At 52.6% G+C, this 14,734-nt stretch carries 15 protein-coding genes; 3 read left to right on the forward strand and 12 right to left on the reverse strand.

Translation table 11 applies throughout. The features are described 5' to 3' along the window. Nucleotide 1 precedes the first annotated feature (1 nt). The 5 genes from DPV68_RS02180 to DPV68_RS02200 form a co-directional block, all read right to left on the reverse strand. A complete protein-coding gene (locus DPV68_RS02180; RefSeq protein WP_114165201.1) occupies nt 2–655 on the reverse strand; it encodes a hypothetical protein in 654 nt (217 codons plus the stop codon). Nucleotides 656–831: 176 nt separating this feature from the next. Further along, nucleotides 832–1,416, reverse strand: a complete 585-nt coding sequence (locus tag DPV68_RS02185) for a hypothetical protein (RefSeq protein ID WP_114165202.1) — start codon at nt 1,414–1,416, stop codon at nt 832–834. Between the two features lie 12 nt (nt 1,417–1,428). Then, nucleotides 1,429–2,571 (reverse strand): aminotransferase class I/II-fold pyridoxal phosphate-dependent enzyme, encoded by a 1,143-nt coding sequence (locus tag DPV68_RS02190; RefSeq protein WP_114165203.1) that lies wholly within the window; start codon nt 2,569–2,571, stop codon nt 1,429–1,431. After that, nucleotides 2,568–3,419 (reverse strand): NAD-dependent epimerase/dehydratase family protein, encoded by an 852-nt coding sequence (locus tag DPV68_RS02195; RefSeq protein WP_114165204.1) that lies wholly within the window; start codon nt 3,417–3,419, stop codon nt 2,568–2,570. The genes DPV68_RS02190 and DPV68_RS02195 overlap by 4 nt, the downstream gene beginning before the upstream one ends. A gap of 30 nt (nt 3,420–3,449) precedes the next feature. Beyond that, nucleotides 3,450–5,369, reverse strand: a complete 1,920-nt coding sequence (locus DPV68_RS02200) for a polysaccharide biosynthesis protein (RefSeq protein WP_114165205.1) — start codon at nt 5,367–5,369, stop codon at nt 3,450–3,452. Between the two features lie 416 nt (nt 5,370–5,785). Here DPV68_RS02200 and DPV68_RS02205 point away from each other — a divergent pair, with 416 nt between their 5' ends. Further along, entirely contained in the window at nt 5,786–6,538 is a 753-nt protein-coding gene (locus tag DPV68_RS02205; protein WP_114165206.1) for a homing endonuclease associated repeat-containing protein, read from the forward strand. Nucleotides 6,539–6,574: 36 nt separating this feature from the next. Here DPV68_RS02205 and DPV68_RS02210 read toward each other — a convergent pair whose 3' ends face one another. The 4 genes from DPV68_RS02210 to speE all read right to left on the reverse strand — a co-directional run bounded on the left by DPV68_RS02210 (nt 6,575) and on the right by speE (nt 9,806). Further along, complete coding sequence (locus DPV68_RS02210; RefSeq protein ID WP_114165207.1) at nt 6,575–7,525, reverse strand: sodium-dependent bicarbonate transport family permease; 951 nt, start codon at nt 7,523–7,525, stop codon at nt 6,575–6,577. 192 nt (nt 7,526–7,717) lie between these two features. Continuing rightward, nucleotides 7,718–8,086 carry a Na-translocating system protein MpsC family protein gene (locus DPV68_RS02215; RefSeq protein WP_114165208.1) on the reverse strand — a complete coding sequence of 123 codons (369 nt, stop codon included), beginning with the start codon at nt 8,084–8,086 and terminating at the stop codon, nt 7,718–7,720. Nucleotides 8,087–8,088: 2 nt separating this feature from the next. Then, complete coding sequence (speB, locus tag DPV68_RS02220; protein WP_114165209.1) at nt 8,089–8,970, reverse strand: agmatinase; 882 nt, start codon at nt 8,968–8,970, stop codon at nt 8,089–8,091. Then, nucleotides 8,967–9,806 carry a polyamine aminopropyltransferase gene (gene speE / locus DPV68_RS02225; RefSeq protein ID WP_114165210.1) on the reverse strand — a complete coding sequence of 280 codons (840 nt, stop codon included), beginning with the start codon at nt 9,804–9,806 and terminating at the stop codon, nt 8,967–8,969. Before speE ends, speB begins: the two co-directional genes overlap by 4 nt. A gap of 203 nt (nt 9,807–10,009) precedes the next feature. Here speE and DPV68_RS02230 point away from each other — a divergent pair, with 203 nt between their 5' ends. Then, complete coding sequence (locus tag DPV68_RS02230; protein WP_232819458.1) at nt 10,010–10,930, forward strand: EAL domain-containing protein; 921 nt, start codon at nt 10,010–10,012, stop codon at nt 10,928–10,930. Between the two features lie 37 nt (nt 10,931–10,967). Here the strand turns inward: DPV68_RS02230 and DPV68_RS14830 are convergent, their stop codons facing one another. Then, nucleotides 10,968–11,117 carry a hypothetical protein gene (locus DPV68_RS14830; protein ID WP_157964129.1) on the reverse strand — a complete coding sequence of 50 codons (150 nt, stop codon included), beginning with the start codon at nt 11,115–11,117 and terminating at the stop codon, nt 10,968–10,970. Nucleotides 11,118–11,257: 140 nt separating this feature from the next. On the opposite strand from DPV68_RS14830, the gene cls reads away from it, so the two are divergent. Next, complete coding sequence (gene cls / locus DPV68_RS02235) at nt 11,258–12,781, forward strand: cardiolipin synthase (RefSeq protein WP_232819459.1); 1,524 nt, start codon at nt 11,258–11,260, stop codon at nt 12,779–12,781. On the opposite strand, the gene DPV68_RS02240 is transcribed toward cls, so the two are convergent. Together DPV68_RS02240 and DPV68_RS02245 are read right to left on the reverse strand one after the other, a co-directional pair. After that, entirely contained in the window at nt 12,757–13,290 is a 534-nt protein-coding gene (locus DPV68_RS02240) for a TVP38/TMEM64 family protein (protein WP_114165212.1), read from the reverse strand. The genes cls and DPV68_RS02240 overlap by 25 nt on opposite strands. A 58-nt stretch (nt 13,291–13,348) precedes the next feature. Then, the gene (locus DPV68_RS02245) at nt 13,349–14,611 is read right to left on the reverse strand and encodes a dicarboxylate/amino acid:cation symporter (RefSeq protein WP_114165213.1); all 1,263 of its coding nucleotides are present in this window, start codon (nt 14,609–14,611) and stop codon (nt 13,349–13,351) included. Between the last annotated feature and the right edge of the window lie 123 nt (nt 14,612–14,734).

The raw sequence follows: 14,734 nt of genomic DNA on the forward strand, positions 1-14,734 counted from the left end.
GTTATTTCGCTTTTCGGCGTTCATAAACCTCTTCCTTTAATTGTAACTCGATTTGACGTCTCAAGAGCGGTAAGGCCGTCGCGAGCTGCAAGTACGGATATGTGGCAAAGTTATCCGTTCCACCGAGATAGAGCATGGACCGGTCCACGACGGTCCAACCCCGTTCGGTCCATTGTTCAATTCTGACTTCACAGACGTCAGGCTTGGCCCGGAACGCCCAGTACGCTTGGAGTTGCCCTTCTGCCATCGTCGGCTTCACCGTCAGCACCGGGCAGTCAAATCGAGCGAGAACGCTCGGGTCAATCGGGCCCGTCTCGTGAGTAATAATCAGTTGCGGGTCAAGACGGTCGAGCCACATCGTCGTCTTCGTGTCGTTCAATGACGTGACGCGTAGCACGTGATGGGACGGAATCGGCCCATCGTTCAACGGATAACGCTGCTTGAGTTCTAGAATCCGCGCACGGCTTGACAGGCGCATGACAGGCGATGACAGCCGGACATATGCAGACGTCAGCCAATGTTTAAAAGATTCCGAACGATGCTCGCTCGGTCCATCTTCCTGAATGACATGGGTCACCCCTAGATTGCGGATCGCATGATAGACGTAGGCAGACGTCCGGTGTTCTCCAATGAGTAGTACGATTGGTCGTCCCAATTTGCCCTTCCCCCTTCTCTTCTACCGAGCACCTCTCATCCATGTCGCTCCTGCGAGGAGACGACAGCCGGGCGGCAACGGTCCGCTGCTTCTTCCATCGACAAACTTTCAAATTGATACGTTCGATTCAACCTCTCCTAATGTTCGACGACAAACGTCCCGGTCATCGGTTGTCTTTACTTCTTTCGGTCGCAAGATTCAAGAAGCTCTAGCTCAGCGAGCGCTCGTTTCCAAGAGCCGTACCGTCGGGAGACTTTGGCGACACTCGGTCGTCCATGTTGTTTCGCCCATTTTTGATAGGTGATTGCGTTGAATGGCACGACGACCTGGCTTGCTTCTAGCAGTGATTGCACGATTTCGGCTTTTTCACGTTCTGGTTGGACGGTAAAATGGAGTTCTTCTAGACGCTCTACCGTTTTCACGGCCAGACTCCAAGACCCGAAATGGGAAATAATATCACCTAAGGAAGGACCGATATGGTCTTTCGCCCATTGTTGGTAATGGGTGCTCGTCAACTTCCCTTCTTGCTCACATGCGAGACGAAGCGCTCCAACGATTTCTTGTTGGGTATAGTGCTTTCGGGCTTCTGATAGACCGGCTGCTTTTAAAGCACCGGTCCATGACCCATAAAAATTGAGAACGTCGAGAAATGTCGGGACGGCACGGTCTCGGCTCCAGAGCTGATATTGTTTCACTGTCAAGGTTGGGGTCCGAGATGTAGCGGCTCGAAGCGCTTGAATGATTTCTGCTTCCCGATTCATCGTACGTCCTCCTTAACCGCTTTGTTCCGTGACGATTGAGCGTTTATCGAGCACGGTCTGGATGACTTGTTGTTGTTCACCGAGTGTCAAATTTGATCCCGACGGAAGGCAGATGCCGTTCTCGAACAGGCGGCGACTGACGTCTTCCCCATCAACCGTCACGTATTCGGCATCACGATAGACCGGTTGCAAGTGCATCGGCTTCCAGACAGGGCGGGATTCGATGCCGCTACTAGCGAGCCGTTCTATCAACGTGTCCCGGTGCAAATTGGTCTGATCCAACTGCATGGCAGTCAACCAGCGATTGGCCCGCGAGTGCGGGACTTCTTGCTGATACGTCGTCCCGAGCTGACGAAACATGCGCTCATAGCGGACGAAGACGCGGCGGCGTGCTTGAACGCGTTGTTCAATCACTTCGAGTTGCCCCCGACCAATCCCGGCCGCGACGTTGCTCAACCGATAGTTGTAGCCGACTTGTTCGTGCTCATAATGAGGTGCGTCTTCCCGAGCTTGCGTAGCCAGCTTGAGCGCCAGTTGCCTCACTTCCTCGTTCGGTGTCAACAACATGCCGCCGCCTGATGTCGTGATGATTTTATTACCGTTGAACGAATAGAAGCCGATGTCGCCGATCGTCCCTGTCATCTGCCCATGCCATGTCGAGCCGAGTGATTCGGCCGCGTCCTCGATCAACGGGACACCGAACTCACGGCAGATGTGGCGAATCTCGCCAATTTTCGCGACGACACCGTACAAGTGAACGACGATGACGGCTTTCGGCAGTTTTCCTTTCGTCGCGGCTTGAACGAGTGCTTTCCGGAGCGCATCGGGCGACATATTCCATGTCACCGTTTCCGAGTCGATGAAGACCGGGATTGCTCCGACGTAACGGATCGGGTTGACCGATGCCACGAACGTGAGCGACTGACAGAAGACCGTGTCCCCCGTCTCGACACCGAGCGTAAGTAATGCCAGATGGAGGGCGGCCGTCCCTGAGCTGGTCGCCAACGCATATGGATGGTCCGCATAGGCGGCCACTTCCGCTTCAAACGCGTTGACGTTTGGCCCGAGCGGGGCGATCCAATTGCTCGCGAACGCCTCTTCGATGTAGGCCATCTCACGGCCTGACATATGGGGCTTCGATAGTAGAATATTCATTTGATGCCCTCCTTCATCATGGTTTTGTACGAGATATACCAATCGACCACTTGCTCGAGTCCTTCAAACAGCGACGTGCTTGGACTGAAGCCAATGAGTGTGTCGAGCGTGGGGGTGTTTGATTGGCGGAGCACCGCTTCTCGCTTCGGCAGTGACGTCTTGGCTGACTTATTAAGGATAAGCCCGATGTCGGACAGTAATGTTTGGATGTTCACGTAATCGGAAGCCGGGATTTGAAAGAGACCGACTGGCGATATTCCCGTTTGAATCAATCGCAACAAGCGTACGACCGACTCGACGACGTCGTCGATATAGGAGACGTTGAGGATGTCCGTCGCGTAATATCCGGAGAGTCGTCCCCCCCGGTCGACGGCGACAATCGCTTTAGAGACTAACGTCGAGGCATCATCCCATGGTCCGAAGACGTCTTCTGTGAACAAATGGACCCCCGGGCGTTCCCCGTATTCCTGTGTGAAAGGCAAGTCGAACGTAATGAACGAGTCGACCGGTGCCCGCTTCGTTTGAATTGCAATATAGCGTTTCATCCACTCGTAACGTTCCAGCGGCCCATCACTGGTACCATGCCGGCGCGTCGAACATAAAATGACGTGTCTCGGTTCGTGTCGATTCAAGATGCTGCGCATGACCGTCTTGTTCGCGAGCGTGGAACGAATCAAATGGAACCGCGGATGGGTGAGCACATAGAGCCGTTGCTTGGCGATTCGTGTCTTATGCCGCCCTTCATCGTCAATTCCGACGACATCAAACCCCTCTCGCAAAAGCCGACGTGCGATATGAAACCCTTGAAAACTGGCCACTCCGACAATCAGGACTGTTTGCTCGACCATTGGTCTCCCCCTCTTCACTTGTTATGTCCATTAGTTTCCATCAGCGAGACGCGTCCCGGCGATGTGAGGACGCATCCACTGCACGCCGTTCGTGAACAAGCGATCGATGTCTCGGTCGAGATCGTCACTGTTTGCAATAAAGAGCAGCAAGTAGGTCAAGGCCTCTTGGTCATCCCGTAACGTCTCAATGAGATTCAATACGAAAGCGATGGTCGTGAAGGGGCGAGTCCGGCCGACAAAGATTTTTGGAAAGACGTTTGCTTCTGGACCGAGTTCGCTCGCAGCGAGCAACTCTTCATACAACTTCTCACCTGGGCGAATCCCGGTGACTTCAATCCCGATTTGTTCGGTCGTAAATCCGCTCAGCTCAATCATTTTTTTCCCCAAATCGATAATTTTGACCGGTTCCCCCATATCGAGCACGAAAATTTCACCACCTTTAGACAAGACACTTGCCTGAATGACGAGACGACTCGCTTCCGGGATGGTCATGAAGTAGCGCGTCATCTCAGGATCGGTGACGGTGACCGGTCCGCCTCGGAGAATCTGTTCTTTAAAGAGCGGCACGACCGAACCTCGACTGCCAAGGACATTCCCAAAGCGGACGACCGCAAAGATTGTGTCACTCGCACGCGCTTTTTCCTGGACGACCATCTCAGCAATCCGTTTCGTCGAACCCATCACGTTCGTCGGATTGACCGCTTTGTCCGTCGAGACCATGATGAAACGGCTCACTTTGTGACGAGCGGCGACATCGACCATGTGCTTCGTCCCATAAATATTGTTTTTGACGGCTTCAAGCGGATTGTCTTCCATGAGCGGTACGTGTTTATGGGCGGCGGCATGATAGACGATATCGGGTTTATACGTGCAAAACACGTCTTCGAGCCGGCTCTCATCTTGCACGTCCCCGATGACCGGATAGAGCATCGTCTCCGTACCGAGCCCACGCAACTCTCGCTCGATTAAGTAAATACTGTTCTCCCCGTGACCGAGGAGAATCATTTCTGCCGGGGCGAATTTGATCAATTGACGGCATAACTCCGAGCCGATTGACCCCCCGGCGCCAGTGACGAGCACGGTCGCGCCTTCGACATGGTGAGATATTCCAGATATGTCCAATTGAACATGTTCACGACCGAGCAAGTCCTCGATTTTCACTTCGCGAATCTCGTTGATGGAAACTTTTCCGGTCGCCAGTTCCGAAATCATCGGCAAGGCGTGGGATTCGGCCCCTGTCTTCTCGATTCGTTTCAGCAAGGCGAGCCGTCGGGCATAAGGCAAGCTTGGAATGGCCAAGATGACCACTTCAATCCCATGTTCTTGGATGATGCGTTCTAAATCGTCCGTCATCCCAAGCACCGGGACGCCGTGGACATAGAGCGCCTGAAGTTGCGGGTTGTCGTCAAGCAGACCGACGACGTGCAACACGGTCGTCCGATGCTCTTTCAACTCGCGGACGATCAATTGTCCCGAATCCCCGGCCCCGATGATCAGTGCTTTTCGCCCTGGATGATTCGTATGCGGTTTAAAGACGTCGAACACATGGTTACGGGCTAAGAATCTAGTGAACAAAATCAAGTTGAAGGCGAGCAATCCTTGGACAGCGATGATGATTCCTAGCCCCGCCCCAAAATGGAACTGATTGTAGGCGTACAAGACCAGGTCACTGCTGAGAAGGGCGATGGCGACTTGTTTCATCTCATGAATCGACGCATAACGCCAATCGATGCGATGAATCTTCAAGACGCTCCCGACGAGGCTGAAGCTGACAATTTTAATGGCGACCATCATCAACATCTCGCTTGATTCAAGCGTCGTATACGACGTAAGTGTAGAGAACATCAATTTAAACGTCGCATACAGGACAAATGAAACGATCAAGATATCGAGACATAAAAAGAGCAAGTTGCGTTGGTTCTTGCGATAGACGTTTACGAATGTTGCCATGGTAGTTCGCACCTCCAAGAGTCTGAGTTGTTCGTTCGTGGTGTAAGTTGGAATGCGCAAAAGATGCGTCGATGCTAGTAAACTACCCGACTTTTCTTGACAACTTAAAAGATAAGCCAAGCTTTTTCTTATTAACGACCTAGTTGCGAAAAAGGAGTTCACGAAATTATTATCATGATTTCATTCACATAATGAATAATTGTCCGACAAACGGGAATGGAAATGTACATAACCCGAATTGGGTATCGTTTACATTATTTTGCATTCTCAAAAACACTGTGTAAGGAGGTAGCAATCAATCTGAAGCATTCTTTTTGACTAGCTCGTTGACTCTTCAACCAATACATGCTGTTCATTCACACCAAGAGACCTTCCGAGACGCTCGTTGCGTCTCCCTCCAAAGGAGAGACACCAAGATGAAAAAATGGACACGCCCTCAAATCGTACAAGCGTTGCAGTTAGCTGCTCAAGAACATGCCGAACTCGATTCAAAACGGTACAGCATTTGGTCGCAGAACAAAAACGTCCCTTCCCTCTCCACCGTCATCCATCAATTCGGATCCTGGCGCGAGGCACTCGCCGCTGCTCAGATTCAAATGTCGTTCCATTACTATTCGGATGAAGACATCCTCCGCGCTTTGAACCATGCTGCCGAGGAGCTACCGCTCTTCACAAGTCAAACGTATCGGGAATGGTCAAAAGTGACGCGCTCGCCGTCGCTCACCTTGATCAGCAGCCGCTTCGGCTCTTGGTCGAACGCGCTCCGAGAAGCGAAACTACAGACGACCGCCGCGAAAAACAATGAAGAGCGCATCATCCAAGCCTTGATCGCAGCGTCTGAAGAACTCGAACGTCTCACGTCTCAGCACTACGCCATCTGGGCCCAAGAGCACGGTTATCCGACGGTCGCGACCATCGCCCGGAAGTATGGATCATGGAGCTACGCCTTGTTCGTCCTCGATATCGCCCCGCCGAAACGAAAATGGGACGAAGAAGACGTCATCGAGGCCCTCCGCGTCGCCAAGCATGAATTGTCCCACTTCAGCATCTTGCATTACCGGAAATGGGCCGAGGGACGCAACGTGCCGAGTACGTCGACGATCAACGCCCTCTTTGGCAGTTGGACGGCGGCGTTGAAATGTATGGAAGAACAGACAATCACCCAATAAAACAAGCCCTGTCTCATGACGAGACAGGGCTTTCGTTTACGTAACAATCGAAATGAACAGCGGGATGCCGACGAGCAAGTTGAACGGAAACGTGACGGCGAGAGCAAGTGTCAAATAAAACGACGGCTCCGCTTCTGGAACTGACGCCTGGAGCATGGCCGGTGCCGCGATATACGATCCGCTCGCCGCGAGCGTCATCAAGAGAATCGTTCCCCCGTCAGACAATCCGGCCATCCCGGCCGCGAGGAAGCCGATCGCCGCGCCGACAAGCGGGAACGTCATCCCGACGACTAAAAATTTAATCCCATACGATGGGACCGTCTTCAATTGATGGCCGACCTTGACACCGAGACTGAGTAAAAACAACAGCAACACACCTGGGAATAAATCGACGAAAAACGGGGTCAATGCTGATGTATCCGGTGTGACAAGGCCGACGACGAGACCGGCCAATAAAAGCAAAATGCTCTTAGAGAGCAGGCTGTCGCGGACGACGGTGAGCGATTGGGTTGGCGCAGCTGTAATGCCAAGGACACGACTCTGGTTATACAACAACAACGCGACGACGAGGCCTGGAATCTCGAGGACGACGACGAGCGTCGTCATGAACGGTTCATATGCGATGCCGAGCCGTTCGAGCTGGGCAGTCGCCGCGACGTACGTCACGAGCGAGACCGAGCCAAACGTCGCCGCCATGGCGATTCGTTCCGGGAAGGTAAACTTCAAGAGCGCGCCGAGACCGAACGCAACGAGCGGCAAAACGAGACCGAGCACGAGCGTCACTGCGAGCGGAAGCGCCAACTCATCCATTGATACCGAAGCGAGTCCCATCCCTCCTTTCAATCCAATCGCGAGCAGTAAGTACAAGTTGAGCGTGATGCTGAGCGACTCAGGAATTTTCAAATTCGATTTGCCGAGAGCGGCGATCACGCCTGTCACAAAGAGGAGCACTGGGGCGCTCGTCAATAAAAACGTCAATAGTTCCATCGTTTCCTCCTAGACGACAAAAGCGCACACCAAAGAGTGGTGTGCGCTGCATGCCGACGGCTCGAACACGTTCGCTCCGTCTAGCCGACAACTGCCGGGTTATTAGTTCGTCAGCTCCGGGACAGGACGACGGGGATGTCTCGCGGACACCACCAATCCTGAACCGTCTCTGCTTCTAGTTTATAAATGGCGTCACGGCTTGTCAATCCCGCCATCCCACGGGGCATCAAGTCGAAAGACGATGAGGCGTTCCCCCGTCTTTGTGCTGATATCCGTGTGAAGCGAGATGAGACGCCGTCCGAGCACGTCGTGGATGATCGTCTCGAGTTGAGTCCGGCCTGATTCGACAAGGTTGTTGCGGTATTTCTTCAACTGTTCACGACCGGCTGACTTGGCGGCCAGTTCGTACTCGGCCGGGGTCAAGACACCTTGAAGCGTTATAATCGCCAAGTCGCGGAGCAGGTCTGCTTTACACGTCAAAGAGCCGCGTCCGAGATACTCTTTCTCCCATTGGGTGATGCGAGCACTCAGTTCCATTTCGAGCTGACCTTTTTTCGGCATCGTTACTTCACGAATCCGATCATCATCTCGCGAAGAATCTTCGCGGCGGCGATGGCCGTCATGTCCGATTGGTCATAGGCCGGCGACACTTCGACGAGGTCGGCACCGATGATGTCGACGTCGGCGTTCGCGATGGCGTGGACCGCTTCGAGCAATTCTTTCGTCGTGATGCCCCCGATTTCTTGCGTGCCTGTTCCCGGTGCCGCCGATGGGTCGAGGACGTCGATGTCGATGGTGACGTACACTTTCTTCCCGGCGAGCGTCGGCAACACACGTTTGAGCGGCTCGATCACTTCATATTGATACATGTTATAACCGACTTCTTTCACCCAGTCGAATTCTTCTTTCATCCCAGAACGAATTCCGAACGAGTAGCAGTTCGATGGCCCAATCAAGTTGGCCGCTTTTTTAAGTGGTGTCGAGTGCGACAACGGCTCACCTTCGTATTCGTCACGGAGATCCGTGTGCGCATCGAAGTGCAGAATGACGAAATCGTCGCCATACGCATCATGCATCGCCTTGATGACCGGCCACGTGACGAGATGCTCCCCACCCATGCCGAGCGGGAACTTGCCTGCTTGGATGACGTCCTTGACGAACGACTCGATCATATCTAGTGATTTTTGAGCGTTCCCGAACGGAAGCGGGATGTCACCGGCGTCATAGACGGCTGCTTCCGTCAAATCTCCGTCAAGGTACGGGCTATATTCTTCAAGTCCGATTGAGACTTCACGAATCCGGTTCGGACCGAAACGTGAGCCCGGACGGAAACTGACCGTCCAGTCCATCGGCATCCCGTAAAGGACCGTCTTCGCGTCTGCGACTTCAGGCAGACTCGCGATAAACACTTTGCCTGAGTAGGCTTCATCGAAACGTTTAATCATTTCGTCAAGTCCTCCACGAATTTAGGAAGGACGAAAGCCGCATTGTGAAGCTTCGGCGTGTAGTACTTCGTCTCGATGTCGTGGAAACGCTCTGGAGCCACTGCTTCCGGGTCATACTGCTTCGAACCGATTGTGAACGTCCACATGCCGCTCGGATACGTCGGTACGTTCGCTGTGTAGAGCTTCGTGATTGGGAAGATTTCTTTCACGTCACGTTGGACTGTCTGGATGAGCTCTGGCGTGAACCATGGGTTGTCCGTCTGTGCGACGAAAATCCCGTCGTCTTTAAGCGCTCTCGAGATTCCGGCGTAGAACCCTTTCGTGAACAAGTTGGCCGCTGGGCCGACCGGTTCTGTCGAGTCGACCATGATGACGTCGTACTCGTTCTCCGACTCGGCGATATGCATGAAACCGTCGCCGACGATGACTTCAACGCGCGGGTTGTCGAGTTCGCCTGCGATGTTTGGTAAGTATTTCTTCGAATATTCAATAACTTTCCCGTCAATGTCGACGAGAACTGCTTTTTCAACTGATGGGTGTTTCATAATCTCACGGATGACGCCGCCGTCTCCGCCGCCGACAACGAGTACATGCTTCGGATTCGGGTGCGTGAAGAGTGGGACGTGAGCCACCATCTCGTGATAGACGAATTCGTCCTTATCCGTCGTCATGACCATTCCGTCAAGCAACAACATTGTCCCGAACTCGTCCGTTTCGACCATTTCTAGTCGTTGAAACTCCGTTTGTTCGCTCTCATAAACGTGGTTTACTCGGAACGTGATTCCGTAATCTTCTGTCTGGTGCTCCGTAAACCATAATTTTAATTTTTGGTCCATCGATAGAACCCCTTTCTGTTCAAAAAGTTGTTCGTATGCGAGTGGCGTTTTGAGGCGCTTCTTAATCATACGATAGGAAGTATACAAAAATTGTCCGAATTTTGCACGATTTTTTTATTTATTTGCTTGGTTATGTGAGATTTATGTGAGTGTTATCCGATAAAATAAAGAGAGTGCCTCTATCATTTGAAAGGAGGGATCCTATGTGGTCTCCATGTACCGCCTGCTCCACGACCATCCCATTTATTGAACGGGGTTTCGTAGTCGTCAATGACGAACCTCATCCGTATGACTCGTTTGACGAATTGACGGAGCGCCTTGCCGCCGTCGAGGACGACGTGTATTGTGTCGATCCGGCCACGCAGCGCCAAACCGCTGTCGTCTCCGCAAGCGACCTGCTCGAACAAATCGCCAACCGCGATACGATCGAACTGATTCAACATGGCGACTTCGAGAGCCACTTGCAACCCATCATCCATCTCGATACCGGCGAACGGTTCGGCTACGAGGCGCTTCTGAGAAGTCAAAACAACGTCTCACCGGGCGAATTGTTCCGGGCCGCGAACCGATTCGGGCTTCACTCGAAACTCGATCAACGGGCCCGTGCCGAAGCCGTCAAAGCGACATATCATGCCGTCGCGCCGCACGAGAAGACATTCATCAACTTTTTACCGTCGACAATCTACAACCCGGACTACTGCCTTCAACACACGTTCGAGATTATCGATCAGTATGGACTCGGTGCCGATCGCTTCATCTTCGAAGTCGTCGAGACGGAAAAAGTCCAAGACGTTGCCCACTTGCAACACGTGTTCTCTACATATAAGAAGCGCGGCATGAAAGTCGCCCTCGACGATGTCGGGGCCGGCTTCTCGACGCTCGATATGTTGAAACGGCTTGAACCGGACTATGTCAAAATCGACCGGTCGTACATCTCGTTTTGCGACCAAGACGCCGAAAAACGAGCATTTCTAAAAAATGTCCGTCAATTGACGAAATCGATGAACATCACGATTCTCGCCGAAGGCATCGAGCGCCTTGAAGAAGTCGACGTCTGTCGCGAACTCGGGTTTGACCTCGCCCAAGGCTATTACTTTGGCAAACCGTCCCCATACTCACTTTGACGCAATGATGGCCTAGAGTGGAAGCTCTAGGCCATTTTTAATCTTCGTCTTCGTCTTCGTCTTCGTCCATCTCTTCTTGCATCTCCGTATCTTTATTGTTCATCGGTTCTTCCTCAGCTTCCCCGCAAGCTCCAAGGAGGATACCTGTCGCCAATAACGACGCGGCCAATGTACCTTTCTTCTTCATCCTTAACACCCCTTTTTGTGTTGTGCTGTACAGTACGGTTTATTCCCTTGCACTCCACGTTGAAACGTTTTTCTTAGGTTAAGAACGCGTAAATGGTGGAATGAATTCAGTGATGACAACTGAACAGAAAGAAGGTGTACATGTTGAAACGACGCGTCTGGCAACTCCTTACTATGATTGTACTCGGCATCTTCCTTCTCCTTTTTCTTTATTCTTTGAACGGATTGGTTCCTTTTTTAATCGGGGTCGCCATCGTAGCGCCACTGATTGTCGGCTGGCATATTTTATTCGACCATGTCCAGCCGCAGGCCAAGCTCGCCTGGCTTCTCGCCGTCTTGTTCATTCCGTTTCTCGGTGCCCTCGCCTGGATATTATTTGGCCGAACACCACGACGCCATCGCCGCATCAAACGAACCTCGACCGAGATTCGTATGTTCCGGCAAGCGATTGCGACCGAACGCATCGAGACGTCCAACGACGTGTCAGATCGTTATCCGCTCACGCGTACACTCGAAAAGCTTGGCGCGACAGGGGCGGATAGTCATACATCGACGAAACTGCTCATCAATGGCGATGCGAAGTTTGAAGCAGTACTTCACGACATCGAGCGCGCGACACACCACATCCACGTCCAATATTTTCTATTCCGGACCGATGAGATTTCGCTAAAGATTCGGGATGCGCTAATCAAACGAGCGAATGAGAATATCATCGTTCGCTTTTTATACGATGGACTCGGCAGTCAAGAAATCAATGAAGACTTCATCGAACCACTTCGTGAATCACGCGTCCACGTCCAAGCATTTGATCCGATCGTTCATCCGCTGCTCGTCTTTAACGCCAACTTCCGCAATCATCAGAAGTTAATCGTCATCGACGGACAGATTGCCTATACGGGCGGTCTGAACGTCGGAGATGAATATTTAGGCAAGCATAAAAAACTTGGATTTTGGCGCGATACCCACCTGCGCCTCGAAGGACCGCTCGTACGAGAACTGCAGCGCCTGTTCGTCGAGAATTGGCTATACGCAGGCCATGAGGAAGACAAAGAGACGTGGGATTTATTTGCTGACGACGAACATTTACCGAAATATTTTATCGACGACCCGCAAGCGGCCAACGGGGCGACACAGCTTCTCGTGACGTCTCCGGGGAAAGACGTCACGATTCGGGATGGACTCATGGCCCTTTTGATGGAGGCGAAAGAATCGATTTGGATCACGACCCCGTACTTGATTCCCCCTCCTGAACTGCTCGCACTGTTGGAAGTCGCCGGTAAGCGCGGCGTCGATGTGCGAATCGTCGTCCCCGGGCAAGGCGACGAATGGTTCAGCTTTCATGCGACCGAGTATTATTTTGAGCAACTACTCAAACGGAACATCCAGATTTATAAATACAATCGTCATTTCATCCATGCAAAAACCGTCCTCATCGATGGCAAGATTGCACTCGTCGGGACGGCCAATTTTGATTTTAGGAGCATGTATTTGAACCACGAGATGACGATCGCCCAGTACGAGACATCATCCGTCGAGGAGCTGAAACAAGCGTTTTTGAAAGACTTTGATGAGTCGATTCTCATCGACTGGTCGATGCTTCGCAAAAAATCGAACGGCAAACGGTTCATCGAGGCGTTCTGTCATATCTTCTCGCCGCTCCTTTGAGGCAAGCGCCAAACGGCGTAGAGAACGATAAGCAACGCAATGAGACCGAGCTGCCAGCCTGCGGCCACATTCAAAACGGCCGCGACGGCGAGCGCCTCAATGACGAGCGCCGGCACTTTTCCAATCGTGCTCGCTACTGCGAACGACGGGAGCGACATCCGGCTGAATGCTGCCGATAACGTGACGAGACCGGACGGCACGAACGGCATCAGGCGAAGACCGAGCACGAGGAACCAGGCCTCGATCCCTTCGGCCTCACGGAGACGGCGCAACCGTTTCCCGTCTGGTGACGTGTAGCGATGGAGTACCTTACGATAAAGGATGAAGCTGAGCACTGCCCCGGCCGCCTCGCCGACGATGGAGACGGCGACACCCGGTCCAAACCCTAACAGTTGAACGTTAAGCGCCGTCAAAAACGCGCTTGGCAATACGCCGGCGACGGCGATGAGCGTATTCAACAAGATGCTGACGACAACAAACAACGGGATCGGCAAAGCTGTCCATTCCATATAAAAACCTCACTTCATTTGAAAAGGCTGCCTTGTCGTTGACGAGGCAGCCTTTTGCTTATTTTGCTTCGACTTCATCCCACGCGTCTTCGTCGACCGGTGGAAGGTGTTTCTCTTCAAGTTTCGAGACAACGACCGCGCATGTCGCGTCGCCGGTAATGTTGACCGACGTCCGGAGCATGTCGAGAATCCGATCGACCCCGATGATCAGGGCAATCCCTTCGACCGGTAAGTTGACCGACTGTAAGACGAGCGCGAGCATGATGAGCCCGACACCTGGTACACCAGCCGTTCCGATCGAGGCGAGTACCGCCGTGATGACGACCGTCACGAGTTCAGTCATCGTCAAATCAGCCGCGAATACTTGGGCGATGAAAATCGTCGCGACCCCTTGCATGATAGCCGTCCCATCCATGTTCACCGTCGCGCCGAGTGGCTGGACGAACGAGGAAATCGAACGCGGCACGCCGAGTTTCGTCTGGGCGAGCTCCATCGACACAGGCAGCGTCGCATTCGAAGACGATGTCGAAAATGCGAGCGTGATCGCTTCATAGAAGTTTTTAAAGAAGAAGACCGGACTCATCTTCCCGAGCAGGACGAGTGCCCCACCGTAGACGATGACCGAGTGTAAGAATAGCGTCAAGACGACGGCGAACATATACCACGCCATCGCTTTGACAGCATCAAACCCGATTCCACCGATCGCCGAGGCAATTAACGCGAATGCGCCATATGGGGCGAGTTTCATGACCAAGTGAATCAAGTGCATCATGATACGGTCACCTTGTTTGACGAAACGGCGCCACGTTTTGGCCCGTTCGCCGAGGGCGATCATCGCAAATCCGATGAGCGCCGCAAAGACGATGATTTGAAGCATGTTGCCTTCGGCGAGCGCTTGAATCGGGTTCGTCGGAATCATATTGACGAATGTCTGCACGATGTTCGACGACTCTTCAGTCGAGGTCGATTCAAATTCCAATCCAGTCGTCGGGAAATCTCCGCGCTCTCCCGGTTTGATGACCGAAGCGACACCCATCGCCAAGATGATGGCGAGCGCTGTCGTCGTCAAGAAGAAGAGAAGCGCTTTCGACCCGACCCGTCCGAGCTCTTTCGGATCCCCGAGACCCATGACACCGAGAATGATCGAGAAGAAGACGATCGGAACGACTAACATTTTAATCAAGTTCAAAAATACAGTACCAACTGGGGAAAGGATATACGTATTGACAATGTCATATACGTTACCGGACAGGCCGGCGAGCCCTAGACCGACAAGGACCCCTAAGGCGAGGCCAATTAAAATTTTCTTCGTTTCACTCATCGTGTCACCCTTTCTTTCTTGCACAGTGCGTTTAGTATAGCATAATACTGAATATTCATACAATTACGGTAAATCACACCATCATAACAAGGTCATGTTCCCACCTGAACCCGAATGAAAACA

It is taken from the genome of Exiguobacterium sp. TNDT2 (assembly GCF_003331145.1).
Taxonomy (GTDB): domain Bacteria; phylum Bacillota; class Bacilli; order Exiguobacteriales; family Exiguobacteriaceae; genus Exiguobacterium.

Coding starts and splice junctions, on each gene's coding strand:
- DPV68_RS02210 (WP_114165207.1), bottom strand. CDS start 7,525: ATGGAACTATTGACGTTTTTATTGACGAGCGCCCCAGTGCTCCTCTTT.
- DPV68_RS02185 (WP_114165202.1), bottom strand. CDS start 1,416: ATGAATCGGGAAGCAGAAATCATTCAAGCGCTTCGAGCCGCTACATCT.
- DPV68_RS02240 (WP_114165212.1), bottom strand. CDS start 13,290: ATGGAATGGACAGCTTTGCCGATCCCGTTGTTTGTTGTCGTCAGCATC.
- DPV68_RS14830 (WP_157964129.1), bottom strand. CDS start 11,117: ATGAAGAAGAAAGGTACATTGGCCGCGTCGTTATTGGCGACAGGTATC.
- speB (WP_114165209.1), bottom strand. CDS start 8,970: ATGATTAAACGTTTCGATGAAGCCTACTCAGGCAAAGTGTTTATCGCG.
- cls (WP_232819459.1), top strand. CDS start 11,258: ATGTTGAAACGACGCGTCTGGCAACTCCTTACTATGATTGTACTCGGC.
- DPV68_RS02195 (WP_114165204.1), bottom strand. CDS start 3,419: ATGGTCGAGCAAACAGTCCTGATTGTCGGAGTGGCCAGTTTTCAAGGG.
- DPV68_RS02245 (WP_114165213.1), bottom strand. CDS start 14,611: ATGAGTGAAACGAAGAAAATTTTAATTGGCCTCGCCTTAGGGGTCCTT.
- DPV68_RS02215 (WP_114165208.1), bottom strand. CDS start 8,086: ATGCCGAAAAAAGGTCAGCTCGAAATGGAACTGAGTGCTCGCATCACC.
- speE (WP_114165210.1), bottom strand. CDS start 9,806: ATGGACCAAAAATTAAAATTATGGTTTACGGAGCACCAGACAGAAGAT.
- DPV68_RS02230 (WP_232819458.1), top strand. CDS start 10,010: ATGTGGTCTCCATGTACCGCCTGCTCCACGACCATCCCATTTATTGAA.
- DPV68_RS02190 (WP_114165203.1), bottom strand. CDS start 2,571: ATGAATATTCTACTATCGAAGCCCCATATGTCAGGCCGTGAGATGGCC.
- DPV68_RS02200 (WP_114165205.1), bottom strand. CDS start 5,369: ATGGCAACATTCGTAAACGTCTATCGCAAGAACCAACGCAACTTGCTC.
- DPV68_RS02205 (WP_114165206.1), top strand. CDS start 5,786: ATGAAAAAATGGACACGCCCTCAAATCGTACAAGCGTTGCAGTTAGCT.